This window comes from Neisseria sp. P0017.S009, assembly GCF_051957375.1.
Taxonomy (GTDB): domain Bacteria; phylum Pseudomonadota; class Gammaproteobacteria; order Burkholderiales; family Neisseriaceae; genus Neisseria; species Neisseria perflava.
In genome coordinates this window covers 87,098-111,265 of record NZ_JBQCWL010000003.1, presented here as the reverse complement: position 1 = coordinate 111,265, position 24,168 = coordinate 87,098, and the positions used below count along the sequence as shown (strand labels likewise).

At 50.8% G+C, this 24,168-nt stretch carries 19 protein-coding genes and 2 pseudogenes; 9 read left to right on the top strand and 12 right to left on the bottom strand.

The features are described from left to right. Nucleotides 1-143: 143 nt before the first annotated feature. From ACTHTG_RS04935 to ACTHTG_RS04905, 7 genes are all read right to left on the bottom strand, one after another. Nucleotides 144-1,361, bottom strand: a complete 1,218-nt coding sequence (locus ACTHTG_RS04935; protein WP_003748037.1) for an MFS transporter — start codon at nucleotides 1,359-1,361, stop codon at nucleotides 144-146. A 300-nt stretch (nucleotides 1,362-1,661) separates the two neighbouring features. Continuing rightward, nucleotides 1,662-2,090 (bottom strand): hypothetical protein, encoded by a 429-nt coding sequence (locus ACTHTG_RS04930; protein WP_003748039.1) that lies wholly within the window; start codon nucleotides 2,088-2,090, stop codon nucleotides 1,662-1,664. A gap of 8 nt (nucleotides 2,091-2,098) precedes the next feature. Next, a complete protein-coding gene (locus ACTHTG_RS04925; RefSeq protein WP_004519039.1) occupies nucleotides 2,099-2,608 on the bottom strand; it encodes an outer membrane protein assembly factor BamE in 510 nt (169 codons plus the stop codon). Nucleotides 2,609-3,067: 459 nt separating this feature from the next. Continuing rightward, nucleotides 3,068-3,706: an MBL fold metallo-hydrolase gene (locus ACTHTG_RS04920; RefSeq protein ID WP_004519037.1), complete on the bottom strand. Its 639-nt coding sequence runs from the start codon at nucleotides 3,704-3,706 to the stop codon at nucleotides 3,068-3,070. Nucleotides 3,707-3,767: 61 nt separating this feature from the next. After that, on the bottom strand, nucleotides 3,768-4,289 hold the full coding sequence (locus ACTHTG_RS04915; RefSeq protein WP_004519036.1) for a DUF4189 domain-containing protein: 522 nt from the start codon (nucleotides 4,287-4,289) through the stop codon (nucleotides 3,768-3,770). Nucleotides 4,290-4,344: 55 nt separating this feature from the next. Then, nucleotides 4,345-4,995, bottom strand: coding sequence for an HAD-IA family hydrolase (locus ACTHTG_RS04910; protein ID WP_004519035.1), 651 nt, complete (start codon nucleotides 4,993-4,995; stop codon nucleotides 4,345-4,347). 10 nt (nucleotides 4,996-5,005) lie between these two features. Further along, complete coding sequence (locus tag ACTHTG_RS04905) at nucleotides 5,006-5,992, bottom strand: RluA family pseudouridine synthase (RefSeq protein ID WP_039861877.1); 987 nt, start codon at nucleotides 5,990-5,992, stop codon at nucleotides 5,006-5,008. A 515-nt stretch (nucleotides 5,993-6,507) separates the two neighbouring features. Here ACTHTG_RS04905 and ACTHTG_RS04900 point away from each other — a divergent pair. Then, nucleotides 6,508-9,390: an Rne/Rng family ribonuclease gene (locus ACTHTG_RS04900; RefSeq protein ID WP_070587955.1), complete on the top strand. Its 2,883-nt coding sequence runs from the start codon at nucleotides 6,508-6,510 to the stop codon at nucleotides 9,388-9,390. Between the two features lie 252 nt (nucleotides 9,391-9,642). Here the strand turns inward: ACTHTG_RS04900 and mscL are convergent, their stop codons facing one another. Next, on the bottom strand, nucleotides 9,643-10,086 hold the full coding sequence (gene mscL, locus ACTHTG_RS04895) for a large conductance mechanosensitive channel protein MscL (RefSeq protein ID WP_036492108.1): 444 nt from the start codon (nucleotides 10,084-10,086) through the stop codon (nucleotides 9,643-9,645). 448 nt (nucleotides 10,087-10,534) lie between these two features. Further along, nucleotides 10,535-11,323, bottom strand: coding sequence for an enoyl-ACP reductase FabI (gene fabI, locus ACTHTG_RS04890; RefSeq protein ID WP_003748060.1), 789 nt, complete (start codon nucleotides 11,321-11,323; stop codon nucleotides 10,535-10,537). 208 nt (nucleotides 11,324-11,531) lie between these two features. Here fabI and ppk1 point away from each other — a divergent pair, with 208 nt between their 5' ends. Together ppk1 and ACTHTG_RS04880 are read left to right on the top strand one after the other, a co-directional pair. Continuing rightward, entirely contained in the window at nucleotides 11,532-13,589 is a 2,058-nt protein-coding gene (gene ppk1 / locus ACTHTG_RS04885) for a polyphosphate kinase 1 (RefSeq protein WP_440360553.1), read from the top strand. A gap of 102 nt (nucleotides 13,590-13,691) precedes the next feature. Continuing rightward, entirely contained in the window at nucleotides 13,692-15,707 is a 2,016-nt protein-coding gene (locus ACTHTG_RS04880) for a prolyl oligopeptidase family serine peptidase (protein ID WP_440360552.1), read from the top strand. Nucleotides 15,708-15,955: 248 nt separating this feature from the next. On the opposite strand, the gene ACTHTG_RS04875 is transcribed toward ACTHTG_RS04880, so the two are convergent. Continuing rightward, nucleotides 15,956-16,129, bottom strand: a complete 174-nt coding sequence (locus tag ACTHTG_RS04875) for a DNA topoisomerase (RefSeq protein ID WP_198400575.1) — start codon at nucleotides 16,127-16,129, stop codon at nucleotides 15,956-15,958. A 22-nt stretch (nucleotides 16,130-16,151) separates the two neighbouring features. Here ACTHTG_RS04875 and ACTHTG_RS04870 point away from each other — a divergent pair. After that, nucleotides 16,152-16,343, top strand: a pseudogene (locus ACTHTG_RS04870) (aminotransferase class IV); the annotation flags it as partial. A 44-nt stretch (nucleotides 16,344-16,387) separates the two neighbouring features. Here ACTHTG_RS04870 and ACTHTG_RS04865 read toward each other — a convergent pair. Together ACTHTG_RS04865 and ACTHTG_RS04860 are read right to left on the bottom strand one after the other, a co-directional pair. Next, complete coding sequence (locus tag ACTHTG_RS04865; RefSeq protein WP_039861874.1) at nucleotides 16,388-17,845, bottom strand: DUF389 domain-containing protein; 1,458 nt, start codon at nucleotides 17,843-17,845, stop codon at nucleotides 16,388-16,390. A gap of 274 nt (nucleotides 17,846-18,119) precedes the next feature. After that, nucleotides 18,120-18,774 (bottom strand): annotated as a pseudogene (locus ACTHTG_RS04860) (IS1595 family transposase). Nucleotides 18,775-19,028: 254 nt separating this feature from the next. On the opposite strand from ACTHTG_RS04860, the gene acpP reads away from it, so the two are divergent. The 5 genes from acpP (at nucleotide 19,029) to ACTHTG_RS04835 (ending at nucleotide 24,104) form a co-directional block, all read left to right on the top strand. Next, nucleotides 19,029-19,265, top strand: coding sequence for an acyl carrier protein (gene acpP, locus ACTHTG_RS04855; protein ID WP_003679644.1), 237 nt, complete (start codon nucleotides 19,029-19,031; stop codon nucleotides 19,263-19,265). Between the two features lie 162 nt (nucleotides 19,266-19,427). Further along, complete coding sequence (fabF, locus tag ACTHTG_RS04850) at nucleotides 19,428-20,675, top strand: beta-ketoacyl-ACP synthase II (RefSeq protein ID WP_039861923.1); 1,248 nt, start codon at nucleotides 19,428-19,430, stop codon at nucleotides 20,673-20,675. A 178-nt stretch (nucleotides 20,676-20,853) separates the two neighbouring features. Beyond that, nucleotides 20,854-21,546, top strand: coding sequence for a hypothetical protein (locus ACTHTG_RS04845; RefSeq protein WP_039861873.1), 693 nt, complete (start codon nucleotides 20,854-20,856; stop codon nucleotides 21,544-21,546). Between the two features lie 141 nt (nucleotides 21,547-21,687). Further along, nucleotides 21,688-22,575: a homocysteine S-methyltransferase family protein gene (locus ACTHTG_RS04840; RefSeq protein WP_039861922.1), complete on the top strand. Its 888-nt coding sequence runs from the start codon at nucleotides 21,688-21,690 to the stop codon at nucleotides 22,573-22,575. A 98-nt stretch (nucleotides 22,576-22,673) separates the two neighbouring features. After that, nucleotides 22,674-24,104: a basic amino acid/polyamine antiporter gene (locus tag ACTHTG_RS04835; protein ID WP_004519017.1), complete on the top strand. Its 1,431-nt coding sequence runs from the start codon at nucleotides 22,674-22,676 to the stop codon at nucleotides 24,102-24,104. The last annotated feature ends 64 nt before the right edge of the window (nucleotides 24,105-24,168 follow it).

Sequence of the window (24,168 nt, the reverse complement as noted above, 5' to 3'; positions counted from 1 at the left end):
ATAAAGGCAGTATTTTAACGGGTTTGTAAGGGAGTGTTAAATAATGGATAGGAATATCGATTGTGGATAAAACACAAAAAATGGAATAAGGCAAAGGCCGTCTGAAACGTTTCAGACGGCCTTGAAATGCCAAGGTTTCCGCGTCAGGCGGCAGCCGCTTTCCGTTCATGAATCAGTAAATTCAACAGGGCGGCCGCACCTGCCAAGACTGCGTCGGCGTACCACATCCAGCCGTAATCGTTGAAGCGCGTGATGACGATGCCGCCGATGTACGAACCCAAAAAGCCGCCGATTTGGTGGCTCAACATGGTCAACCCGAAGAGGGTGGCCAAGTAGCGCGTGCCGAAAAGTTTGCCGGTGATGGCGGCGGTGGGGGCGACGGTTGCCAACCAAGTGAAACCGAGTCCGGCGGCGAAAAGATAGAAGTTCAAATCGGTTTTAGGTGCGGCCAGATAAATCAATATCATGGCGACACGCGAAGCATATAAACCGAAGAGGACGTATTTGCCCAAAAATCTGCCGGTACACCAGCCTGAAAAAATACAGCCGGCGATGTTTGCCAAACCAATAATGGCAATAGAGGTCGAAGCGACCGTAGCAGGGAGGCCGCAAAGTGAAATTTCGGTCGGCAGATGAGTAACCAAAAAGGCGATGTGGAAACCGCAGGTAAAGAAACCCAAATGCAGCAAGATATAGCTGCGGTTGGCGAAAGCCTTGCAGACGGCCTGCTTCAGGGTTTGGCCGCCGTCGTCGGTATGGACGGTATGAGCAGCATGTTTGCCGCCGGCCAGCCACCAAGAAATCGGCAAAATCAAGATGGCAATGACTGCCCAAACATAAAATGTCCCCGTCCAGCCGACATGGGGCAGGGCAATCAAACCTTGAACCAGCGGCGCGAACAAAAATTGCCCTGCGGACCCGCCTGCATTGACCAGGCCGGAAGCCAAGCCGCGCCGATGAGGCGGCGTTTTGGCGGCGACCTGTCCCATAATGATGGAAAATCCGCCCGAACCCGTACCGAATGCCAACAATAAACCGATACCCAGCATCAGCCCCCAATAAGTCGGCATTTGCGGCACCATCAGACAGGCAGCAATCAACAGAACCGTACCGCCAGCTAAAACCTTAAACGCGCCGAAACGGTCGGCCAACGCGCCGGACAAGGGTTGCGATATGCCCCACATCAATTGGAAAACGGCAATAATCAGGCTGAACTGGGTCATGCTCAATTCGGTCGAGTTGACGACGGGCAGGACAAAAAGTCCTAAAGTCATCCTCATGCCGATGGTAATCAGCAGGATGGAGGCGGCAGCGGCAATCAGCAGCCACAAATTGGGTAATTTGGCAGAAGAATCAGTCATGATATTTGTGTGTGTAAGGGGCAGGGAATAAAAGCTATTTCTGCCGCTATATTATTTATTTGATTTTTCGGCGGGCCGATATATAAACGCGCGATTCTAGCATTGGGCGGAAAGCGGTATAAATAACCGTTGGTTCTTTGGATATGGTAAAAAGTGATATGGCTTGAGGATGAATTGAGGATGAAGCGGTCAAATATTCTTCGTTTGGTACTGACGGAGCAAGCAAATGCCGTTGGATTTTCGTTTGAGAAGAAAGGCCGTCTGAAAAGTTTCAGACGGCCTTTGTTTGACTGACTTACATCAGATGATTTCCAAAATGAAATACTGACGCAGTTTTTCGTACACATTATTTTGTACGTTGATACAACCATTGGTTATGATGCGGTCGGCCACATTGGGAGAAGCGATGCGTTCCATGCGCCTTTCCTGCGGCTTGAGCGTCCATACCCGGTGTAACGCAAACAAAAAGTCATTTTCTTCTTTGAAGCCGATAACCTCGCCACCGTAACCCGGTTTGCTGGTCATCATCGGCGTCATATTGAACTTGCCTTTCGGCGTGGTCTTACCGATCAATACCGGATGGCACTGACCGTCATCGGCAAAGCAAAGCTCTGCCTTAGCTGTATTGACCACGACTTTTTTGCGTTGGATATAGTCGCTGACAGCATCGGCAGCGGCCAAAGAATTCAGACCTACTGCCAAGGCTATACCCAATAGGATCCGTTTCAAATTTGTCCTTATTGACGGATGCGTTTAGGAGCTTCTTTAATGATCTCGCGGATGATCACTTGAGGCTCTTGTTTAGGTGCTGGAGGAGGACATACGGCATCTTTAGGGAATACTGGATTCCAGAAGAAGCTGCGTGCAAATTTGTCTTTGTCGAAGATCACTTTGTATTGGCAAGTAGTGATGCCTTCAACGCCGGAAGTGTTTTCAGGGTCAACGCCTACGCCCGGGGTGTAGAAGTGGAACAGGTAGTCCCATTCACGAACGCCAACCATGCCTTCGTCGTAGTGAGGACGGCCGAGGATTTTATAGATGTCGTCTTTGGTCAGACCAGGACGCATTTGATCCAACTCGTCAAAAGTCGGGAATGTACCGCGGTCTTTGTTGAAGGTCAGGGAGTAAGGTTTAGGGAAGCGTGGCTCGTCGGTAGTGCCTTCAGGAGTGATTTTGCTCTTAGTAGCACAGGCGGCCAGCAGGCCGGTAGCCAGCAGGACGAAGCCCACTTTTGCGATTTTTTTCATTTGATAATCCTTTTATTGATTTTACCAGCCGAACTTTTCAGACGGCCTGTTAGTGCCGGCAGCGAGTTTGCCGGTTTACCCAAATAATGTTGTGCTTCTTAAAGATGTACCCGACGGTTTGACAAACAGAACATCGGCACATTCCGGCAGGGCATTGCGCCTCATCTCCGTTGTATCCGCCTGAATCGGCAGAACCGTTCAGAAGGCCTGACTGACATTTATTGTCACTTTGTAACAATTTCACTGCGAGTAAGGCTTGGGGTTTAGAGATGTCCGGTTTTCGATAAATCAGGTTGTATTGCGTAATACCTTGTTATCTTTGTGCTTTAGTTCATTTTGGCATTTGCCGGAGATTAGGTACTTAATCTTTCGGGTGTTATCCCTGCAAATTGTATGCCAGTTTTCCTTTATACGCATAATCTGCGTATGCCAGAATGTTGGCTTTATACAACATTCATATTAACGAACCAGAAACGGATTGTACCTTTTCTCATGCCCGATGCTGGTCATACGGCCGTGTCCGGCTATAACTTGCGTGGTTTCGGGTAGGGTTAATAGTTTAGCGCAGATATTGTTTATGAGGTCATCATGATTGCCGCGCGGAAAATCTGTGCGACCAACGGTCTCATAAAATAAGACATCACCTGCGACTAAAAGACCGTTTTCAGCGTTGTAAAAAACGACTTGGCCGGGGGTGTGGCCGGGAATGTGGAGGACTTGGAAACTGTGGTTGCCGACCTTGAGCGTTTCCCCTTCTTCCAGCCAGCGTGTCGGCGTGAATGACGGAGAAACAGGGAAGCCGTATTGCGCCGTTGTTTGCGGAAGGGCTTGGAGCAGGAATTCGTCGTCTTTGTGCGGGCCGAGAACGGGTACGTCGCAGGTTTTCAAAAGTTCAACCACGCCGCCTGCGTGGTCAAGATGGCCGTGAGTCAGCCAAATGGCGGTCAGCTTGAGGCCTTTGTTTTGGACTTGTTGCAATAAATAGGGTACGTCGCCGCCGACATCGGTCAAAACGGCTTCTTTTGTTTCGTCATCCCAAATCAGCGTGCAGTTTTGACGGAAGGGGGTAACGGCGTTGATTTCAAATTGGAGTGCCATGGGTGTTCCTAGGAAATGCTTATTTAATGTTTGTCTACGTTTCAGACGGCCTTTGGTCTATTTAGAATTTAGGTAGTGAGCAACCTTCGTTAACAACAATAGTACATTGAGAGCTTCCAGATGCTTGACATTTTCTCAAGGCAGATGGTTCAGCGTGGCCGGGGATAGGTTCCATTCCATAGAAAGTTTCTACTTTCTTACCCAATTTACCTTGTGCAACGGCGATACAACTATTACGTACCCAAACACCTATCTTACATGGTTTATTTCTACCCCCTTGTTCGCAGGTTTTAATGGCTTCTCTTTCTGCTTCCTCACGAGAATTCATATCAAGTGCGCCACCTGTAATACCAGTTTTAGGATTAAATGCCCAGGCTCCGTATTTTGATGGAACCTTGATATTGATAATTTCCGTAGTCCGTCTTTGTTGACGTTGACCAGGCGAACCACAATTGGAGTTGTAGCCGTATTGGCATAGACCAGGGTCATTTTGCAACGCACCTCTGGTTGCATCATAAGTAGGGTTGGCAACGCAGACATTAAGGCCTGCCAGCCCTAATAACACAAAAAGCAATTTTTTCATTTCAAGTCCAATCGGTTAGTTATCTAAATCTTTGTCGTTTGATGCACGCCATCATTTATAAGGTTTCCAATACATCAGGCAATTCGGCCAAGCTGTTGAGCATGGCGGCATGGGGCAGGGCGGAAAGCTGTTGGGCGGTATGTGCGCCGGTGGTGACTGCGATGGCACGGATTTTGGCGTTGGCGGCCATTTCTAGGTCGTGGGTGGTGTCGCCGACGACGATGGCCTCTTCCGGTTCAACACCCAGTCGGTCGCAGAGGGCGAGTACCATGTCGGGCGCGGGTTTGGACGGATATTCGCTGGCGCAGGCGGTTTCCAGCCAAAAGGCTTGGGTGTCGGTTTGTGCAATGGCTTTGTCCAAGCCGCTCCGGCCTTTGCCGGTCGCTACTGCAAGCCAATAGCCTTGTTGTTTCAAGCGTTGCAGGCAGGGCAGGGCTTCGGTGAACAGGGTCATGTTGCGGTTGTTGGGATTGAGGTAGTGCGCGGCATAGGTCTCAATCAGGGTTTCCTGAACGTGTTCGCTGACGTTGTGGGCAAGGCGGCGGATGATGCCGGACAGGCTGTATCCGATGAGCGGACGGATTTGGTCGGCTTCGGGAACGGGCAGGCCACAATCGGCAAAGCTTTGTTGAAAGGTGTGGATGATGGGGTTGGTGGTGTCGGCAAGCGTGCCGTCCCAGTCGAAAATAATGAGTTTGGGTTTCATGGGTTTCCTTTCAGACGGCCTTTTCCTGATTTTCCAGCATTAAAACAAATTGCGCTAATTCTTGCGGCAGGTGGGCTTTCAGGATTAGTTTTTCGCCGGTCAGCGGATGGGCGAGGTGCAGCTCGGAAGCGTGCAGGAACATTCTTTTCAAACCGAGTTTCTGCAGGCGTTTGTTGGCCTGATAGTCGCCGTAGCGTTCGTCGCCGGCAATGGGGCAGTCTTGCGATTGTAGGTGGACGCGGATTTGGTGGGTGCGGCCGGTTTTCAGGGTGGCTTCGACAAAGGTCAGGTCGGACAGGCCGACTTGGTGCAAAAGGCCGTCTGAAAAACGGTTTAACACGCGGAAGATGGTGTGGGCGGATTGGCCGTCTTCGCTGACGCGCACCATTTTTTCACCTTGTGCGCCGGTGTATTTGAACAGGGGAAGCTTGACGTGGAAGCGGTCGTTCGGCAGCCTGCCGACACCCAGCGCGAGATAGATTTTTTTCGGATGGTCGTTGCGGATGGCTTCGTGCAGTTTCACCAAGGCGCTGCGTTTTTTGGCTATCATCAAAAGGCCGCTGGTGTCTTTGTCGAGGCGGTGGACGAGTTCGAGATAACGCGCTTCGGGACGGGCGCGGCGGATTTGTTCGATGACGCCGAAGCTCACGCCGCTGCCGCCGTGGACGGCAACGCCGGACGGTTTGTTGATGACCAAAAGCGCATCGTCTTCGTAAACGATGTCAAACTCGCGTGCTGGCGCGGCCTGGTTTTCAGCCGGCCTTTGTTTTTCTGCGATGCGTATCGGCGGAATGCGAATAGTATCGCCTGCCTGAATGCGGTTGTCGGGTTTGCAGCGTTTTTTGTTCAGCCGCACTTCGCCGGCGCGGATAATGCGGTGGATATGGCTTTTCGGGACGCCTTTGAGGATTTTTATCAGATAGTTATCAAGGCGTTGGCCTTCCTCGTGTTCGGCAACGGCAATCAGGCTGACTGAATCTTTGCGTATTGCGTGCATTTTCTCTATAATCCCAAACGTCCGTTTCGGGACTCGAACCTGCCGTCGCAGGCCGTCTGAAACGGATTTATTGTTAAAACGAGATTTTATATTAAAAACGCACTCCGCAAAGCATTTCCTTGTGTTTGTTCAAAGCCGGCAAACGCAATCCCGTAATTAAGTTTGAATTGAACCTGCCGTCCGGCCGGGCGTAAGACGCAGTCCGCGCAGCACCGTCCGAAATTACCGGCGCTACGATAATAAGAAGATGTAGGCTGCCTTAATTTTGTCCGAAGCATCAGCATTCGGACGGCAGCGGAACCATCAACCTTTCCGCCGCATTGTTCTTTATTTCCTTCTTTATCCGAATCCGTCCGCACATGGCTTGAGTTCAAGCATGCAACCTTGCGGATTTCAAATCAAATACTGGTTACACGGGGATTTTCCCATCTTGCCTTTGAAGAGTGCCAACCGGACAGACAGGCCGTCTGAAAAAGATATTCACAAATCAAACGGCCGCTGTTCACGAGGTGACTATGAAAAGAATGTTATTCAACGCAACGCAGGCCGAAGAGCTGCGCGTTGCCATTGTCGATGGCCAAAACCTTTTGGACTTGGACATCGAAACGCTGGGCAAAGAACAGCGTAAAGGCAATATCTACAAAGGTATCATTACCCGCATCGAGCCGTCGCTGGAAGCGTGTTTCGTCGATTACGGAACCGACCGCCACGGCTTTTTGCCGTTTAAGGAAGTATCGCGTTCATATTTCCGCGACTACGAAGGCGGCAGGGCGCGTATTCAGGACGTGCTCAAAGAGGGCATGGAAGTTATCGTCCAAGTCGAAAAAGATGAGCGCGGCAACAAAGGCGCGGCACTGACCACCTTCATCAGCCTGGCCGGCCGCTATTTGGTATTGATGCCGAACAACCCGCGCGGCGGCGGCGTATCCCGCCGTATTGAAGGCGAAGAGCGCCAAGAGTTGAAAGCCGCCATGGCCGAACTCGACATTCCGAACGGTATGAGCATCATCGCCCGCACCGCCGGCATCGGCCGCAGCGCGGAAGAGTTGGAATGGGACTTGAACTACCTCAAACAGCTCTGGCAAGCCATTGAAGAAGCAGGCAAAGCACACCATGACCCTTACCTGCTCTTTATGGAAAGCTCGCTGCTGATTCGTGCGATTCGCGACTATTTCCGTCCCGATATCGGCGAGATTTTGGTGGACAATCAAGAAGTTTACGACCAAGTTGCCGAATTCATGAGCTACGTCATGCCGAGCAATGTAGGCCGTCTGAAACTCTATCAAGACCACACGCCGCTGTTCTCCCGTTTCCAAATCGAACACCAAATCGAAAGTGCGTTCTCACGCAGCGTCAGCCTGCCTTCCGGCGGCGCGATTGTGATCGACCATACCGAAGCCCTGGTTTCCATCGACGTCAACTCTGCGCGTGCCACACGCGGCTCGGATATTGAAGACACCGCGTTCAAAACCAATATGGAAGCCGCCGAAGAGGTCGCCCGTCAAATGCGCCTGCGCGACTTGGGCGGTTTGGTCGTCATCGACTTCATCGACATGGAAAACCCGAAACACCAGCGCGATGTTGAAAACGTCCTGCGCGACGCGCTCAAAAAAGACCGCGCCCGCGTGCAAATGGGCAAACTCTCCCGTTTCGGCCTTTTGGAATTGAGCCGCCAACGTTTGAAACCGGCTTTGGGCGAAAGCAGTCATGTTGCGTGTCCGCGCTGCGCCGGTACCGGCGTCATCCGCGGCATCGAATCCACCGCCCTGCACGTTTTGCGCATCATTCAAGAAGAAGCAATGAAAGACAACACCGGTGAAGTACGCGCACAGGTGCCTGTCGATGTCGCCACCTTCCTGTTGAACGAAAAACGCGCCGAGCTGTTTGCGATGGAAGAGCGTTTGGATGTAAACGTCGTCCTGATTCCAAATATCCATTTGGAAAATCCGCACTACGAAATCAACCGCATCCGCATTGATGACGTAGAAGAAGACGGCGAACCGAGCTACAAACGCGTTGCCGAGCCGGAAGAAGACGAATCTGCCAAACCTTTCGGTAGCGAAAAAGCCAAAGCAGCCCGTCCTGAGCCTGCCGTCAAAGGCGTGCGCCATACCCAGCCTGCGCCAACTGTCGCCCCTGAGAAAAAAGCCTCTTGGTGGGACAGCTTCAAAGCTTGGTTGAAACGCATTTTCGGCGGCGAACCTGCGCCTGCCGCAGTCGCTCAAGAGCCTGCTGAAAAACGCACGGCAAACAACCGTGGCCAAAACGGCAACCGCCGTTCGAGCAGCCGCCGTCAAAATCCGCGCCGCAACAACAAACACGACGGCAGCAAAGTCGAAGTGCGCGAAGTGAATGCCGAAGCCGCCGACAGTAAGTTTGAAGAAAACAAATCAAGCGAAAGCCGCAACGACGAGCGTAAAGAAAGCCGCCGCAGCCGCAACCGCAACAACCGCCGCGATGAGCGCAATAACGAGCGTAACCGTGTCGAGGAAACGGTTGAAGACGTAAACGTTCAAGAAGTGGCCGCACTGGCTGAGATGCCGTCTGAAAACCAAGCGGAACAAAACGGCAATAAACGCCGCCGCAACAACGGCCGTAACGAGCGCAACCGTAACCAATATGCGGAAAGCCATGTTGAAGACGCAAACGTTCAAGCCGATGGCGAACAGGCGCAAGTTGAAGCGGACAACAACGCCCGCAGTGAAGAAGGCGTGAAAAACAACGGCCGTCAAGGACGCGACCGTAACAACCGTCAGCGCAACAACCGCAACGACCGCCGTTCAAACAGCAAAAAACGCAATATTCCGTCTTCGGCAAAAATCGAGCAATACCTGAACATTACCGACACCGCCGACAAAGTCCTCTTTGCCGTGGCGCATGTTTTGGGTTTGAACGAAACCGCCGAAACTGAAAATGTGCCTTTGCCGCAGGAAGATGATCATGCCGAGCCGCTGGTGATTGTGGTATCCGAGCCTGAAGTGACCAGCGCAGAGCCATTCGTATTTGCGATTGAAAGCGAAGACGAGCCTGCTGTAGCGCAAACTGAAGGCGCTGATGCCGAACAAGCCCTGCTTGCTTCTGCAGTCAGCAACGTCAAAGAAGCCATTGCTGCGGTATTGTCTCCGAATGCAACGGCTACTGTTGCACCAGTTGAAGCACCAGCCGAAACTGTTGCCACACAAACTGAAGCCGTAGCTGAAGCAGCGCCTGTCGCAATCGTTGTGCCTGAGAGCTTGGGCGATTTAATCTTCGTTGAAACCGATCCGCAAGCAGTTGCCGCTTTTGCCGCGCAGCCACAACCTGAACCGGTTGCTAAAACACGCCGTTCGGATGTGCCTAAAGTAGAAGTGGAAGACGTAGCAGTCGAAATGATTTTGGTGGAAACACGCAAAGATTAAGATTGGTTTTCCAGTTAAAAGCCCGATGTTGAACGCATCGGGCTTTTTTATTGGCAAGGAGTTATGCTGCTCTTATTTTCTTTGTGTTTACCATGAGCGTTGCTTCATGGTTGAAAAAGCAGGATAGATTGCTGAGAAAGGGAAGGCATGTTTTTTTCAATAGGAAGGGCTTAATGAAAATTGGTATGAGAAAAGCCGTCTGAAATGGTTTCAGACGGCCTTGGTTTGTGTGTGTATGTTTGGGTATTGTGATTATTTTTTGTTCAGAGAGTCACGGATTTCGCGCAACAACAGAACTTCTTCGCTAGGCTCTGCCGGTGCTTCTTCAGCAGGAGCTTCGGTTTTTTTCACAGAGTTAATGGCTTTAACCACACAGAAGATGGCAGCGGCAACGATCAGGAAGCTGATCACAGTATTGATGAACAGACCGATGTTCAGGGTAACGGCACCGGCTGCTTGAGCGGCTGCTAGATTGGCGTAACCTTCTGCAGGAGCGGCTTGTGCGCCGTCTTTCAGGGTAATGAACAGGTTGGAGAAATCAACGCCGCCGATCAACAGACCGATAGGAGGCATGATTACATCGTCAACCAATGATTTGACGATGCCGCTGAATGCTGTACCGACAACCATACCGACTGCGAGGTCGACAACGTTGCCACGCATAATAAATTCTTTAAATTCTGAAGCGATTGACATAATTAATCTCCTGTATGTGTTTGAGTCAAAATCAGATGTGATTCAGTTAATCGGCAGGCATATTAACGCTTTATCGGTTAAGAAAAATTCAATAATGTTAAATTTTGTATTTTGTGCTAAAAATGCCTAGCTTCTATGCCTTCTGTATGAAAAACAGGCCGTCTGAATTTTTTCTGTTACTTTTTTACACCACTTTTTATCAGCGGCTAAGTATCAGATAATATGAATGTTATATTTAGAATCAATGCTCTATCTTACCTTTTAGATGAAATAAAATGATAATGTTGTAATGTTATTAACATAATGCACCAAAGCATACGACAATCATGTTTCCTACGTGTATTTGAATTTCAGACGGCCTTATCGGTTATGCAGTCATTAAAACCATAATGTAATGGCCATAAAAAACGCACTTTCATGATGAAAGTGCGTTTGGCGTGAAAACTGTTTAGTTCTCTTCGTCGTTCAGCGCGTTGATGCTGTAACCGCCGTCAACGTAGGTAATCTCGCCGGTAATGCCGGAAGCGAGGTCGGACAGTAGGAAGGCGGCTGTGTTGCCAACTTCTTCGGTGGTAACGTTACGACCCAATGGGTTGTGGGAAGCGACGTGACCCAAGAGTTTGCTTAAATCGGCGATGCCGGAAGCGGCCAGGGTTTTGATCGGGCCTGCGGAGATGCCGTTGCAGCGGATGCCTTCTTTGCCCAGGCAGGCGGCAGTGAAGCGGATGCCGGCTTCGAGGCTGGCTTTGGCCATGCCCATAACATTGTAGTTAGGAATGGCACGAACGGCGCCCAAGTAGCTCAGGGCAACGATTGCGGCGTTGCGGCCCTGCATCATCGGACGGGCGGCTTTTGCCAGTGCAGGCAGGCTGTATGCGGAGATTTCGTGAGCGGTGTTGAACGCTTCGCGGCTGATGCTGTCGAGGAAGTCGCCGCTCAAAGCTTCTTTAGGGGCGAAGCCGATGGAGTGAACGAGGCCGTCCAAGCCGTCCCAGTGTTTGCCCAAGTCAACGAAAACTTGGTTGATTTCGTCGTCGCTGGCAACGTCGCAGCGGAACACGAGTTCGGAGCCGAGTTCGGCCGCCATTTTACGGACGCGCTCTTCCAGTTTGTCGACAACATAAGTAAATGCCAATTCCGCGCCTTGTTCGCGGCAGGCTTTGGCGATGCCGTAAGCGATGGAACGCTCGGAGATCATGCCGGTAATCAGAATTTTTTTGCCTTGCAAAAAGCCCATTTTCTTATCCTTTAGCAGTGGTATTGCGGTTGCATTAAACTGCGCATTATAGCAAAAACCGCTGTTTCGGCATAGAAAAAAACGGATAACCCTTTGTCTTGCCTCAAATAGAGATAAGGTTGTCTGCTAAGGCCGTCTGAAACCTGACGGAACGGCGGCAAAACGTTATACTTGATAGTCTTAATGACCGATGTTTCAGGAGTGAACCATGCCCGAGCAAAACCGCATTCTCTGCCGAGAACTTAGCCTGTTGGCGTTTAACCGTCGTGTGCTGGCTCAGGCGCAGGATGCGAATGTTCCTTTGTTGGAGCGTTTGCGTTTTTTGTGCATTGTTTCTTCCAATTTGGACGAATTTTTTGAAGTGCGCATGGCGTGGTTGAAACGCGAAAACAAACTGCGTCCGCATCAACTGCTCGACAACGGAAAAACCGCGGCCGAAACAATCGAAGCGGTGGCGAAAGAGGCGCAGGCCTTGATCCGCGAGCAGTACGATCTGTTTAACAAAGTATTACAGCCTGCACTCGGCCGTGCCGGCATTCATTTCTATCGCCGCCACAAATGGACGGCTGCGCAGAAAAAATGGATCGAAAACTATTTCGACAACGAGCTTTTGCCCATTCTCACCCCCATCGGCCTTGATCCGTCACACCCATTCCCGCGCCCGTTAAACAAATCGCTCAACTTTGCCGTTGAACTAGAAGGCACGGATGCGTTCGGCCGTCCGTCCGGGATGGCGATTGTGCAGGCTCCGCGCATTTTGCCGCGCGTCGTCCCCATGCCGTCTGAAATTTGCGGCGGCGATGCAGGCTTTGTGTTCTTGTCTTCGATTTTGCACGCCCATGTCGGCAAACTCTTTCCCGGCATGAAGGTTAAAGACTGCCATCAGTTCCGCCTCACGCGCGACAGCGATTTGACGGTTGATGAAGAAGATTTGAAAAACCTGCGTGCCGCGATTCAAAACGAATTGCACGACCGCGAATACGGCGACGGCGTGCGCTTGGAAGTAGCGGACACTTGTCCGGCGCATATTCACGACTTCTTGCTTGCCCAGTTCAAGCTGACTTCTGCCGAGCTGTATCAGGTCAAAGGGCCGGTCAATTTGGTGCGCCTCAATGCCGTCCCCGATTTGGTGGACAGGCCGGATTTGAAGTTTCCGCCACGCAATGCAGGCCGTCTGAAAGCCTTGCGCAAAAACGGCTCCGTATTCAAACTGGTCAAACAGTCGCCGATCTTGCTGCACCATCCGTATCAGTCTTTCGATCCGGTTGTTCAAATGATACGCGAGGCTGCGGCCGATCCGGATGTGTTGGCCGTCAAAATGACTATCTACCGTACCGGCAGCAATTCCGAGCTTGTGCGCGCATTGATGAAGGCCGCACTGGCGGGCAAACAAGTAACCGTCGTCGTTGAGCTGATGGCACGTTTTGACGAAGCCAACAACGTCAACTGGGCGAAACAGCTCGAAGAGGCGGGCGCGCACGTCGTGTACGGCGTATTCGGCTACAAAGTTCACGCCAAAATGGCTTTGGTTATCCGCCGCGAAGACGGCGTGCTCAAGCATTATGCCCACCTCGGTACCGGTAACTACCACCAAGGCACATCGCGCATTTACACCGACTTCGGCATCATTACCGCCGACGAACAAATCACTGCCGATGTGAACACTTTGTTTATGGAAATCACAGGCTTGGGCAAGCCGGGCCGTCTGAACAAGCTCTATCAAAGCCCGTTTACCCTGCACAAAATGGTCATCGACCGCATCAAGCAGGAAACCGAACACGCCAAAGCAGGCAAACCGGCGCGGATTACCGCCAAGATGAATTCCCTCATCGAGCCGAGCGTAATTGATGCGCTGTATCAGGCCAGCGCGGCAGGCGTGCAAATCGACCTGATTGTGCGCGGTATGTGTACTTTGCGCCCGGGTGTAAAAGGCTTGTCCGAAAACATCCGCGTCCGCTCCATCATCGGCCGCCAACTCGAACACTCGCGCGTGTATTGCTTCCATAACAACGGCGCAGACGATACCTTTATCTCCAGCGCCGACTGGATGGGTCGCAACTTTTTCCGCCGCATTGAAGTCGCCACGCCGATTACCACGCCCGAACTCAAAGAACGCGTGATCCGCGAAGGTTTGGAAATGGCCTTGGAAGACAATACCCAGGCTTGGCTGATGCAGCCTGACGGCAGCTATGTACGCACCCAGCCGCAAGACGGCGAGCCTGCATTTGGTTTGCAGGAAGGTTTGTGGAAAATATACGGACGTTGAGTTGAATAATGTCTCAGGCCGTCTGAAACGCAGGTTTCAGACGGCCTTTTTTGATTTTGCCGTTATAATTCCGTTTCCCAATCTTTCAGACGGTCTTTTCCTATGAAATCTTACCCCGATTCCTATCTTCATTTTGAAAACCTCGAATCTCCCAAAACGCAAGAGTTTGCCGCTGCGGCGCATGCCGAAACGCGCGCCCGTTTTTTAGAAAACGACAAGGCGCGCGCATTGTCTGACGGCATTTTGGCACAGTTGCAGGATACGCGGCAGATTCCGTTTTGTCAGGAACACCGCGCGCGGATGTACCATTTCCATCAGGACGCGGAGTATCCGAAGGGCGTGTACCGCGTATGTACCGCAGCGACGTATCGTTCCGGCTATCCCGAGTGGAAAATCCTGTTTTCAGTGGCGGATTTCGACGAGTTGCTCGGCGACGATGTGTATTTGGGTGGCGTGTCGCACTTGGTGGAAAAGCCCAACCGCGCGTTGTTAACACTGAGCAAATCGGGCGGCGATACGGCGTACACGCTGGAAGTGGATTTGGAAGCAGGGGAGTTGGTAGAAGGCGGTTTTCACTTTCCGGCAGGCAAAAACCATGTGTCGTGGCGCGATGAAAACAGCGTATGGGTGTGTCCGGCTTGGGACGAACGCCAGTTGACCGAATCGGGCTATCCGCGCGAAGTGTGGCTGGTGGAACGCGGCAAAAGTTTCGAGGAAAGCCTGCCGGTGTATCAAATTGCCAAAGACGGCATGATGGTAAACGCGTGGCGTTACCTCGATCCGCAGGGTTCGCCGATTGATTTGATTGAAGCGTCGGACGGTTTTTACACCAAAACCTATTTGCAGGTCTCAGCCGAAGGCGAGGCGAAACCGTTAAACCTGCCCAACGATTGCGACGTAGTCGGCTATCTGGCTGGACATCTTTTGCTGACGCTGCGCAAAGACTGGAACCGCGCGAACCAAAGCTATCCGAGCGGCGCATTGGTGGCAGTAAAATTAAACCGCGGCGAATTAGGCGCGGCGCAGCTTTTGTTTGCGCCCGATGAAACGCAGGCATTAGAAAGCGTGGAAACGACCAAGCGTTTTGTGGTGGCGAGCCTACTGGAAAACGTACAAGGCCGTCTGAAAGCATGGCGTTTTACCGACGGCAAATGGCAGGAAGTCGAACTGCCGCGCCTGCCTTCGGGCGCGTTGGAAATGACCGACCAACCGTGGGGCGGCGACGTGGTTTACCTTGCCGCCAGCGATTTCACCACACCGCTGACGCTGTTTGCATTGGATTTGAACGTGATGGAACTGACCGTCATGCGCCGTCAGCCGCAGCAGTTCGATTCAGACGGCATCAACGTGCAGCAGTTTTGGACGACTTCAGCCGACGGCGAGCGCATTCCTTATTTCCACGTCGGCAAAAACGCCACGCCCGACACGCCGACCTTAGTCTATGCCTACGGCGGTTTCGGTATTCCCGAATTGCCGCATTATTTGGGTAGCGTCGGCAAATATTGGCTGGAAGAGGGCAATGCCTTTGTGTTGGCGAACATCCGCGGCGGCGGCGAATTCGGCCCGCGTTGGCATCAGGCGGCGCAGGGAATCAGCAAACATAAAAGCGTTGATGATTTGCTTGCCGTCGTGCGCGATTTGTCCGAACGCGGTATCAGTTCGCCCAAACACATCGGCTTGCAGGGAGGCAGCAACGGCGGCCTGATTACCGCCGCCGCCTGCGTGCGCGAACCTCAAAGCATTGGCGCGCTGGTGTGCGAAGTGCCGCTGACCGACATGATCCGTTATCCGCTGCTCTCCGCCGGTTCAAGCTGGACGGACGAATACGGCAATCCGCAAAAATACGAAGTCTGCAAACGCTGGCTGGGCGAATTGTCGCCGTATCACAATCTTTCAGACGGCATCAATTATCCGCCAGCGCTCATTACCACCAGCCTCAGCGACGACCGCGTCCATCCCGCCCACGCGCTCAAGTTCTACGCCAAACTGCGCGAAACCTCGCCGCAATCTTGGCTCTACTCGCCTGACGGCGGCGGCCATACCGGCAACGGTACGCAACGCGAATCCGCCGACGAACTTACCTGCGTATTGCTGTTTTTGAAAGAGTTTTTGGGGTAGAAGCAAGCAGCAGGACTGACTGTTTCGTAAAGTTGAGAAACAAAATACTCTTGTTTCGGTAAGTGAAAAGAAGGCCGTCTGAAAAACGAATATTAAAGTTTTTCAGACGGCCTTCTTTTCTTTTAACTTTCAACATATCCCGATAAAATGGACACTTTGTAAGTGATCATTGATGGAAGACGCAATTATGGCAGCCGAACCGAAAAATTATACACGATTTAGAAAATAATTTCAAACAAAACAACATATTAAAACTCAAGCAAATCTTTCCCGAAGTCTTTTGCGAAGACCAAATCGACTTTGAGAAACTCAAACTCGTCCTTGGCGCAGAAAACCTTGCCGGTGTGGGCGAACGTTATCAACTCGATGCTGTAGAAACTAGTAGCGTTGTTTACAGTATTTTCAGGAGAATACTGAAACATGAACATGCACAAAAACACCCGTCTCACCCCGTCTCTGGATTTGGATATCCTCAACGGCATCATGCGCCAAGCCGTGTTGCAGCAGCTGCAAACCTACTTGGGCGCGGACGCAGTCATCGAAACGCACATCACCCGCGATATGCTCGAACGCGCAGAAAAAATCCGCCTCTCCAACGCCTTGAGAGGCGTGTTTGAGGCGGATTTGGTGTACTAGGAACAATCAATGATTTCTCGGAAATGGATAAAGCCTGAAGGCGATTATTCGTTAGACGGTTTATCTGTCTGAGACTTGTGCGTTTGCAATATGTTCACTACCTTACCCTCATAACGCTGGCGTAACCACGCCTGTATCCGCTCGTAATCTTTGGCAGGTAGTGGCTGCTCCAATTCGAGAGAGACAACGACGATATCGTCATATGTATCTGTCTTCGGTTCTGCGTTTTTTTGGCTTTCAGACTGTTCGGAAACAGGCGTTGTTTGCGCTTTATCCCAAGCCAAGCCGCGTCCGACAACGATTTTTTCCGCTTCCGGATATTGGGCTTTTAATTCCTTGAGTACCGCTGCATCGTCGATATCGGAGGCTTTGCCTGCCAGTATGGTATCGATATAGGCCTGCTGCTCTTTCAGCTCATTTTGCTGCTGAACCGGGTTGTTTCGGCTTGCCAGCAATTCTTCGATTTTGGCATCGTTCCCTCCCGCATAGACCACGTTGACCTTCGGCTCTTTCACCCCCGACGCGTTAAGGCTTTTCACCAGCAAGGCGGAAATTTTCTCGGCATTGCCCGTTCCATTGACAATCAGACCGACTTTATTTTCTCTGTGGTTCAACATCTTACGCAGCACGAAAAAACCTTCCTGTTGCTGCGCAGTGGCAATGGCGGCATTGGCTCTGGTGTTGAAGATCTCCTGACGCACCAGTCCTGATGCCATATAGCCGCTCGGAATCATCACAGCCAACACGACAGCAGTAATAATGATGCTTTGCAACCGGCGTTTGGATTCCGTTACCAGCCCCCTGCGCGGCAGCTTGAGCAGCTTGGAAAACAACAAGGTCGAAAAAGCGATGAACACGCAGTTGATGGCAAAAAGATATGAAGCACCGAGAAAGTAGTGCCAGTTGCCATGTGCCAGTCCGTAGCCCGCAGTACACAGGGGCGGCATCAATGCGGTAGCAATCGCCACACCCGGTATGGCATTGCCTCCTTCTTTTCGAGTCAGCGCCACAATACCCGCACTACCGCCGAAGAAGGCAATCAACACATCCCAAAGGGTCGGCTGAGTACGCGCCAAAAGCTCGCTTTGCGCCTCTTTAAGCGGGGTTAACAGGAAATACAATGTAGCGGTAATCAAGCTGATGACGACGAATATAATAATATTGCGCACGGCTTGACGGATCAGCGCAGTATCCCCTACCGCCAAACCGTAACCCATACCTACAATCGGCCCCATCAACGGCGAAATCAACATCGCGCCGATCACTACCGCCGTGCTGTTTACATTTAGACCGATACTCGCCACGGCAATGGCAAACATCAATACCCACATATTGGTTCCGGACACCCGAGTATTGGCGCGGATGACGGCATCAATTTTATCGGGATGGGCCTGGTCATGCGCAAGATTGAACACATCTTGCAACTTGGTCATGGCACCATTGTCTTCTTTTGGCTGATTTTCTTGTTCTTCTTGGTTTTTAATGTTTTCTTGGTCTTGCATTTTCATCCTTAAATCAATCTTAACGATTGTCTCTGAATATTTAATTAACTGGAATTTCGGATACTGATAATTATGCTTTAATACTGATTTCAAATATGATTAAGCAGATACCTTGCAGAAGGTTAGCATACACATGAAAACGCTGACAACGCTGATCCTGCGTAGGCCTTCACGAAACCAGCATATGCAAAAACCTTCTCTCAAATCCAATTTCTACTTTTTCAGCAGCAACCGCCATCAAAATTTTTTAAGGGGCTGTACTAGTAGATTAGCCCTAAATTTCACACCATTTTTGCAGGATTTTTAGCTGCCGGGACGGTGTGCCGAAGTTAAATCGAAATTCGCATTCTTTCAAGAACAACGGGAAAGATTTGCGATCGATTCCGTTGTATTTTCGCAAGACACGTTTTGCCTGATTCCAAAAATTCTCAATGCCGTTAATGTGGTTCTGACGGTCGGCAAATTCCTTGGAATGGTTGATGCGGTAATGGATGAAACCGCTCACGTCCAACTTGTCGTAGCTACTCAGACTATCGGTATAAACAATACTGTCCGGCATGATTTTCTTTTTGATGACAGGGAGTAACGTTTCAGACTTGGCATTATCCACCACAACGGTATAGACCCGTCCGTTGCGTTTCAGAATGCCGAAGACAACCACTTTTCCTGCCGCACCGCGACCACGTCTGCCTTTACGCCGTCCGCCGAAATAGCTTTCGTCCAGTTCGACAGAGCCCTCAAAAACCTCATCGGCAGCCAAGGCCAAATGATAGTTGATAACCATGCGGATTTTACGGTAGAACAGTGCTGCCGAATTGGGATGGATACCCAAAATATCGGCGGCAGAACGGGCGGTAACTTCGAGTACAAAAAAACGAAGCAGTTCTTTCTGTACTTTTTTTCTTTAATTTGCAGTGAGTTATCTTCATATTTCGAGGGTAACATATCTGCTAATCTAGTACAGCCCCTTGTTTTTAATAATGTTAATGTTAATACGTAACAAAAACAAATTCCTGCTTGTAGGTTAAAATCAGCATATGCTAATATGCGCAACAACAGGTTTTTCCAGAATAATCTGTGCTAAAATGCAGGATTAGATGGAAAACTCTATCCGAATTCGGTACAATACCGACGAATTATTTCCCTTAAACAACCTGCCGCAAGGCGAAAAGGAACGACTGACATGTCAAACATCGAACAACAAGTTAAAAAAATTGTTGCTGAACAACTGGGCGTAAACGAAGCCGAAGTGAAAAACGAATCTTCTTTCCAAGACGATTTGGGTGCTGACTCTCTGGACACCGTAGAACTGGTGATGGCTTTGGAAGAAGCTTTCGGCTGCGAAATCCCTGACGAAGACGCTGAAAAAATCACTACCGTACAATTGGCTATCGACTACATCAACGCCCACCAAGGCTAATCGGTCGCACCAAACATCCAGCCTCTGCTGCGCCATCGCAATAGAGGCTTTTACCTTATTATTAAACCCCTGAAATTTCAGACGGCATGAGTTTTGCCCGTTTTCACGAAGAAAAAGAGCAAGGCTGCCGCGAAAATCCCGACAACCAACAGCGAGATTATCATGAGTCAGAGAAGAGTAGTCATCACAGGTCTTGGCCAAGTATCACCGGTCGGCAACGACGTCGCCACCGCATGGAGCAATCTGCTCGCAGGCAAAAGCGGCATCGGACGGATTACCCGCTTTGACGCATCCGACATCAACAGCCAAATCGCCGGCGAAGTTCGCGATTTCGACATCGGCCAATACATCAGCGCGAAAGAAGCGCGCCGTATGGACGTGTTCATCCACTACGGTATTGCCGCCGCCCTGCAAGCCATCAATGATTCAGGCTTGGACGATTTGGAAACCCTCGACAAAGACCGCGTCGGTGTCAACATCGGCTCCGGTATCGGCGGCCTGCCCAGCATCGAAGCGACCGGCAAAGCCGTTATCGAAGGCGGCGCGCGCAAAATCAATCCTTTCTTTATTCCGGGTTCGCTGATTAACCTGATTTCCGGTCACGTGACCATCCTCAAAGGCTACCGCGGCCCGAGTTACGGCATGGTTTCTGCCTGTACAACCGGCGCACACTCCATCGGCGACTCTGCACGATTGATTAAATACGGCGACGCAGACGTGATGATTGCCGGTGGCGCAGAAGGCGCGATCAGCACTTTGGGCGTCGGCGGTTTTGCCGCCATGAAGGCACTTTCCACCCGCAACGACGACCCTGCTACCGCTTCCCGTCCGTGGGACAAAGGCCGTGACGGTTTCGTTATCGGCGAAGGCGCTGGCGTGCTGGTGTTGGAAGAATTGGAACACGCGAAAAAACGCGGTGCGAAAATTTACGCCGAAATCGTCGGCTTCGGTATGAGCTCCGATGCTTACCACATTACTGCGCCTAACGAAGAAGGCCCTGCATTGGCCGTTACCCGCGCCCTGAAAGATGCCGGCCTGAATCCTGAAGACGTTGATTACGTTAACGCACACGGTACATCGACTCCTTTGGGAGATGCCAACGAAACCAAAGCCATCAAACGCGCTTTGGGCGATCATGCGCGCAAAGTCATCGTTAACTCCACCAAATCCATGACCGGCCACTTGCTCGGCGCGGCCGGCGGTGTGGAAGCGTTGTACAGCGTGTTAGCGGTACACGAGCAAAAATCTCCACCGACCATCAACATCTTTGAACAAGACGTTGAAGCCGGTTGCGATTTGGACTACTGCGCCAACGAAGCACGCGATGCGAAAATCGACGTTGCCATCTCCAATTCCTTTGGCTTTGGCGGTACCAACGGCACATTGGTATTCAAACGCTTCAAAGACTGATAGAAGGTTTTAAGTAGATTAAAAGGCCGTCTGAAACTAGGTTTCAGACGGCCTTTTTTATTTTAAAATACAAATATTTTTGATAATCTGTATCATTTATATAAAAATATCGACTCCAATCAATATTGCCCGGATTTTGACGGGCAATCAACCCAATTACATTTTTAAGGAGTCTGCAATGAAAACCATCCGTATTCTAGCATTGGCCGCTGCACTGGCCGCCGTGCCTGCATTTGCGTCTGATTTCGGCCATGAACAGGCATTGACCATAGACGGCAAGCCTGCCCATCTGGCAGAAACTTCAGCCCGTATTTTGGCAAACGAAACCCTGACTGCGCCGCAACTGGTCGAAGATATCACTGATGGATTCGGTTCGAAAAAAATTCCAGGTTATAAATTGATGATTATGGGCCGCACTTATTCGGTGGCGGCAGAAACCAAACCGCCGAAAGAGGGCCAAACTCAGTGGCGGGACAATACGTTCATTCATCGCGGCGTAAAACTGTTTGTCGGTATTCCGGTAAAAAACGGCAAGATGGATTTGGCGTCTGCCAGATTGATTAATATCGGCGTGGTTGACGATAACGGTGGTGCCGCGCCTCATGATGAGGGTGAAAAAATCCGTCCGGTCGGTAAGCAGCTGATGTCCCCCGATACCAAAGTGGGAAATGTGAAACTCAATATTGCCAAACTGACGTTGCCAAATATGAAATTAGGCGAAACCAGTGGCGGTGGTGTGAAATTGGAAGCATCGGCAACATTGGACGGTAAGCCGATACAGACCAAAATCGACAGCACTTTCTCCCGCTTCTATTCCGCCAAACCAGCCGCTACACGGCCGTTTATGGCAGATGCACGGTTTGTGAAATAATCGTAAAGGCCGTCTGAAATCCTGCTTCAGACGGCCTTTTATATAACGAAACTGCATAAGTTTAGTTTTTCATAGATTAAAGGTAAGGAGTTAAAAAAGCGTAGAATGGCGATTTTAAAAATTCATCATTGGAGGTCGATCATGACGGTAACGATTTTAGACGGCGGAATGGGGCGTGAACTGCATCGGCGTGGCGCACCGTTTCGTCAGCCGGAATGGTCTGCTTTGGCTTTGATGGAAACACCGGAGATTGTACGCGAAACGCATTTGGACTTTCTTCGCGCAGGCGCACAGGTGATTACGACCAACAGTTATGCGCTTGTTCCGTTTCATATCGGGCAGGAGCGCTTTGATGCTCAAGCTGCCGAATGGGCAAGGCTTTCCGGCCGTTTAGCGCGTGAAGCGGTGGAACAAAGCGGGACTACTGCAAAAGTAGCCGCAAGCCTGCCGCCGTTATTCGGTTCTTACCGCCCTGACTTGTTTGACAAACAAGTCGCACCTGCTTTGGCGCGCCCTTTAATATCGGGTTTGATGCCGTTTGCTGATATTTGGTTGGCAGAAACCGTATCCAGCTTGGAAGAAGCGCGTTTCTGGCGCAGCAGTCTGCCTGATGACGGTAAGCCGTTTTGGGTATCGTTTACTTTGGAAGATACGATGCCGCATGATGTACCGGTGTTGCGTTCGGGAGAAACCGTGCACGAGGCGGCGGATTTCGCGGTAGAAATAGGTGCGGCGGCAATGTTGTTCAATTGCAGTCAGCCTGAAGTAATGGCAGAAGCTTTGAAAGTGGCACATGAAGCCCAAGGCCGTCTGAAACTGGGTGTGTACGCCAATGCATTTGAACCGGTACAAGGTCAGATGAACGAGGCCAACGACGGTTTGGATCCGATTCGCTCCGATGCCACGCCGAAAAATTATTTGGCATGGGCGAGACAATGGGCGGATTTGGGTGCTGAAATCATCGGCGGGTGCTGCGGTATCGCACCTGAACATATCCGTGCGTTGGCGCAAGGATTTAAGGCCGTCTGAAAGCAGCTGCATAATATTTTGATACGGTTAGAACAGGCTAAAAAAGCCGGTAATGCCGTCGCTTCACAAACACATAATGATAAAAATCAGGAATAAACATGTCGCAAAAATCTCAAATCGGCTTGGCCGCGCTGACGGCCTTGGTTATCAGTTCCATGATTGGTTCGGGTATTTTCAGCCTGCCGCAGAATATGGCTGCCGTTGCAGGTTCGCAGGCTTTGCTGTTGGGTTGGCTGATTACCGGTGTGGGCATTATCTTCCTCGGCCTGTCATTTTCGGCCTTGTCCAAACTTAAGCCCGAATTGGATGGCGGTATTTATACGTACGCCCGCGACGGCTTCGGCGATTTGATGGGTTTTTTCTCGGCGTGGGGCTATTGGCTTTGCACCACGGTCGGTATTGTCGGCTATTTGGTGGTTGCGTTTGAAGCAGTAGGCGGATTTGTCGATACGCCGGACAACGTGATTTTCGGCAAAGGCAACACATTTGCTGCTTTTGTTGGAGAATCAGTAATTGTGTGGCTGATTTACTGGTTGGTGGTGCGCGGTATTAAAGAAGCGGCAGGAGTGAACCTGATTGCGACGGCAGTCAAAGTATTTCCGCTGATTTTATTTATTGGTATGGCAGCCTATTTCTTTCAAACCGAAGTGTTTATGTCCGATTGGACAGGGGCGAGCCTTGCTACGCCTGAAAATCCTGATGTCAGCCTGATGACGCAGGTGAAAAACACAATGCTGATTACGCTGTGGGTGTTTACCGGTATTGAGGGTGCGGCGGTTTTGTCCAAGCATGCGCGAAGTCGTGCTGATGTCGGTCGAGCAACCATTATCGGCGTCAGCTTGACGCTGGCCATGTATGTGGCAATTACCGTCTTGGCTCAAGGCATTTTGCCTCGTGCGGATATTGCAGCAATGGCTAATCCGTCTATGGCGGGCGTGTTGGCGCACATGGTCGGCTCTTGGGGTAAAGTGTTGATTTCTTCCTGCCTGATTGTGTCTGTGCTGTCGTCTTATTTAAGCTGGACGCTGTATGCGACCGAGATTCCGCACATGGGTGCGAGAAACGGCGCATTTCCAAAATCGTTTATCCCGTTGAATAAAAACGAAGTGCCGCAGGGTTCATTGATGTTTACCACCTTGACCGTGCAGTTTTGCCTATTGCTGGTGTGGTTAAAAGGCGAGGATTATTCTGCCTTGCTGATGGTATCGACTTCCATGATTTTGATACCATATTTGTTAATTGGTGCATATCTGCTCAAATTATCGCTGACACAAAAGGCCGCGGCGAAATACCGTCTTATCGGCGCGGCAGCAACGCTTTATGCGGCTTGGATTGTCTATGCGGCAGGCACGGAATATTTGCTGCTTTCAGTCTTGCTCTATTTGCCCGGCGTATTACTGTTTTTCTATTCGCAAAAGAAACACTACGGAAATTGTCAGTTCAACCGTATGGAAAAAGCCGTATTGGTATTGCTGTTGATTTTGGCTGTGCCGGCCGTACAGCAGTTTGTCGCTAGCTTACAAGTGTAAGCAGAAAGGTTTGAAAAAGGCCGTCTGAAATCCAGTTTCAGACGGCCTTTTATTGATAAAACCG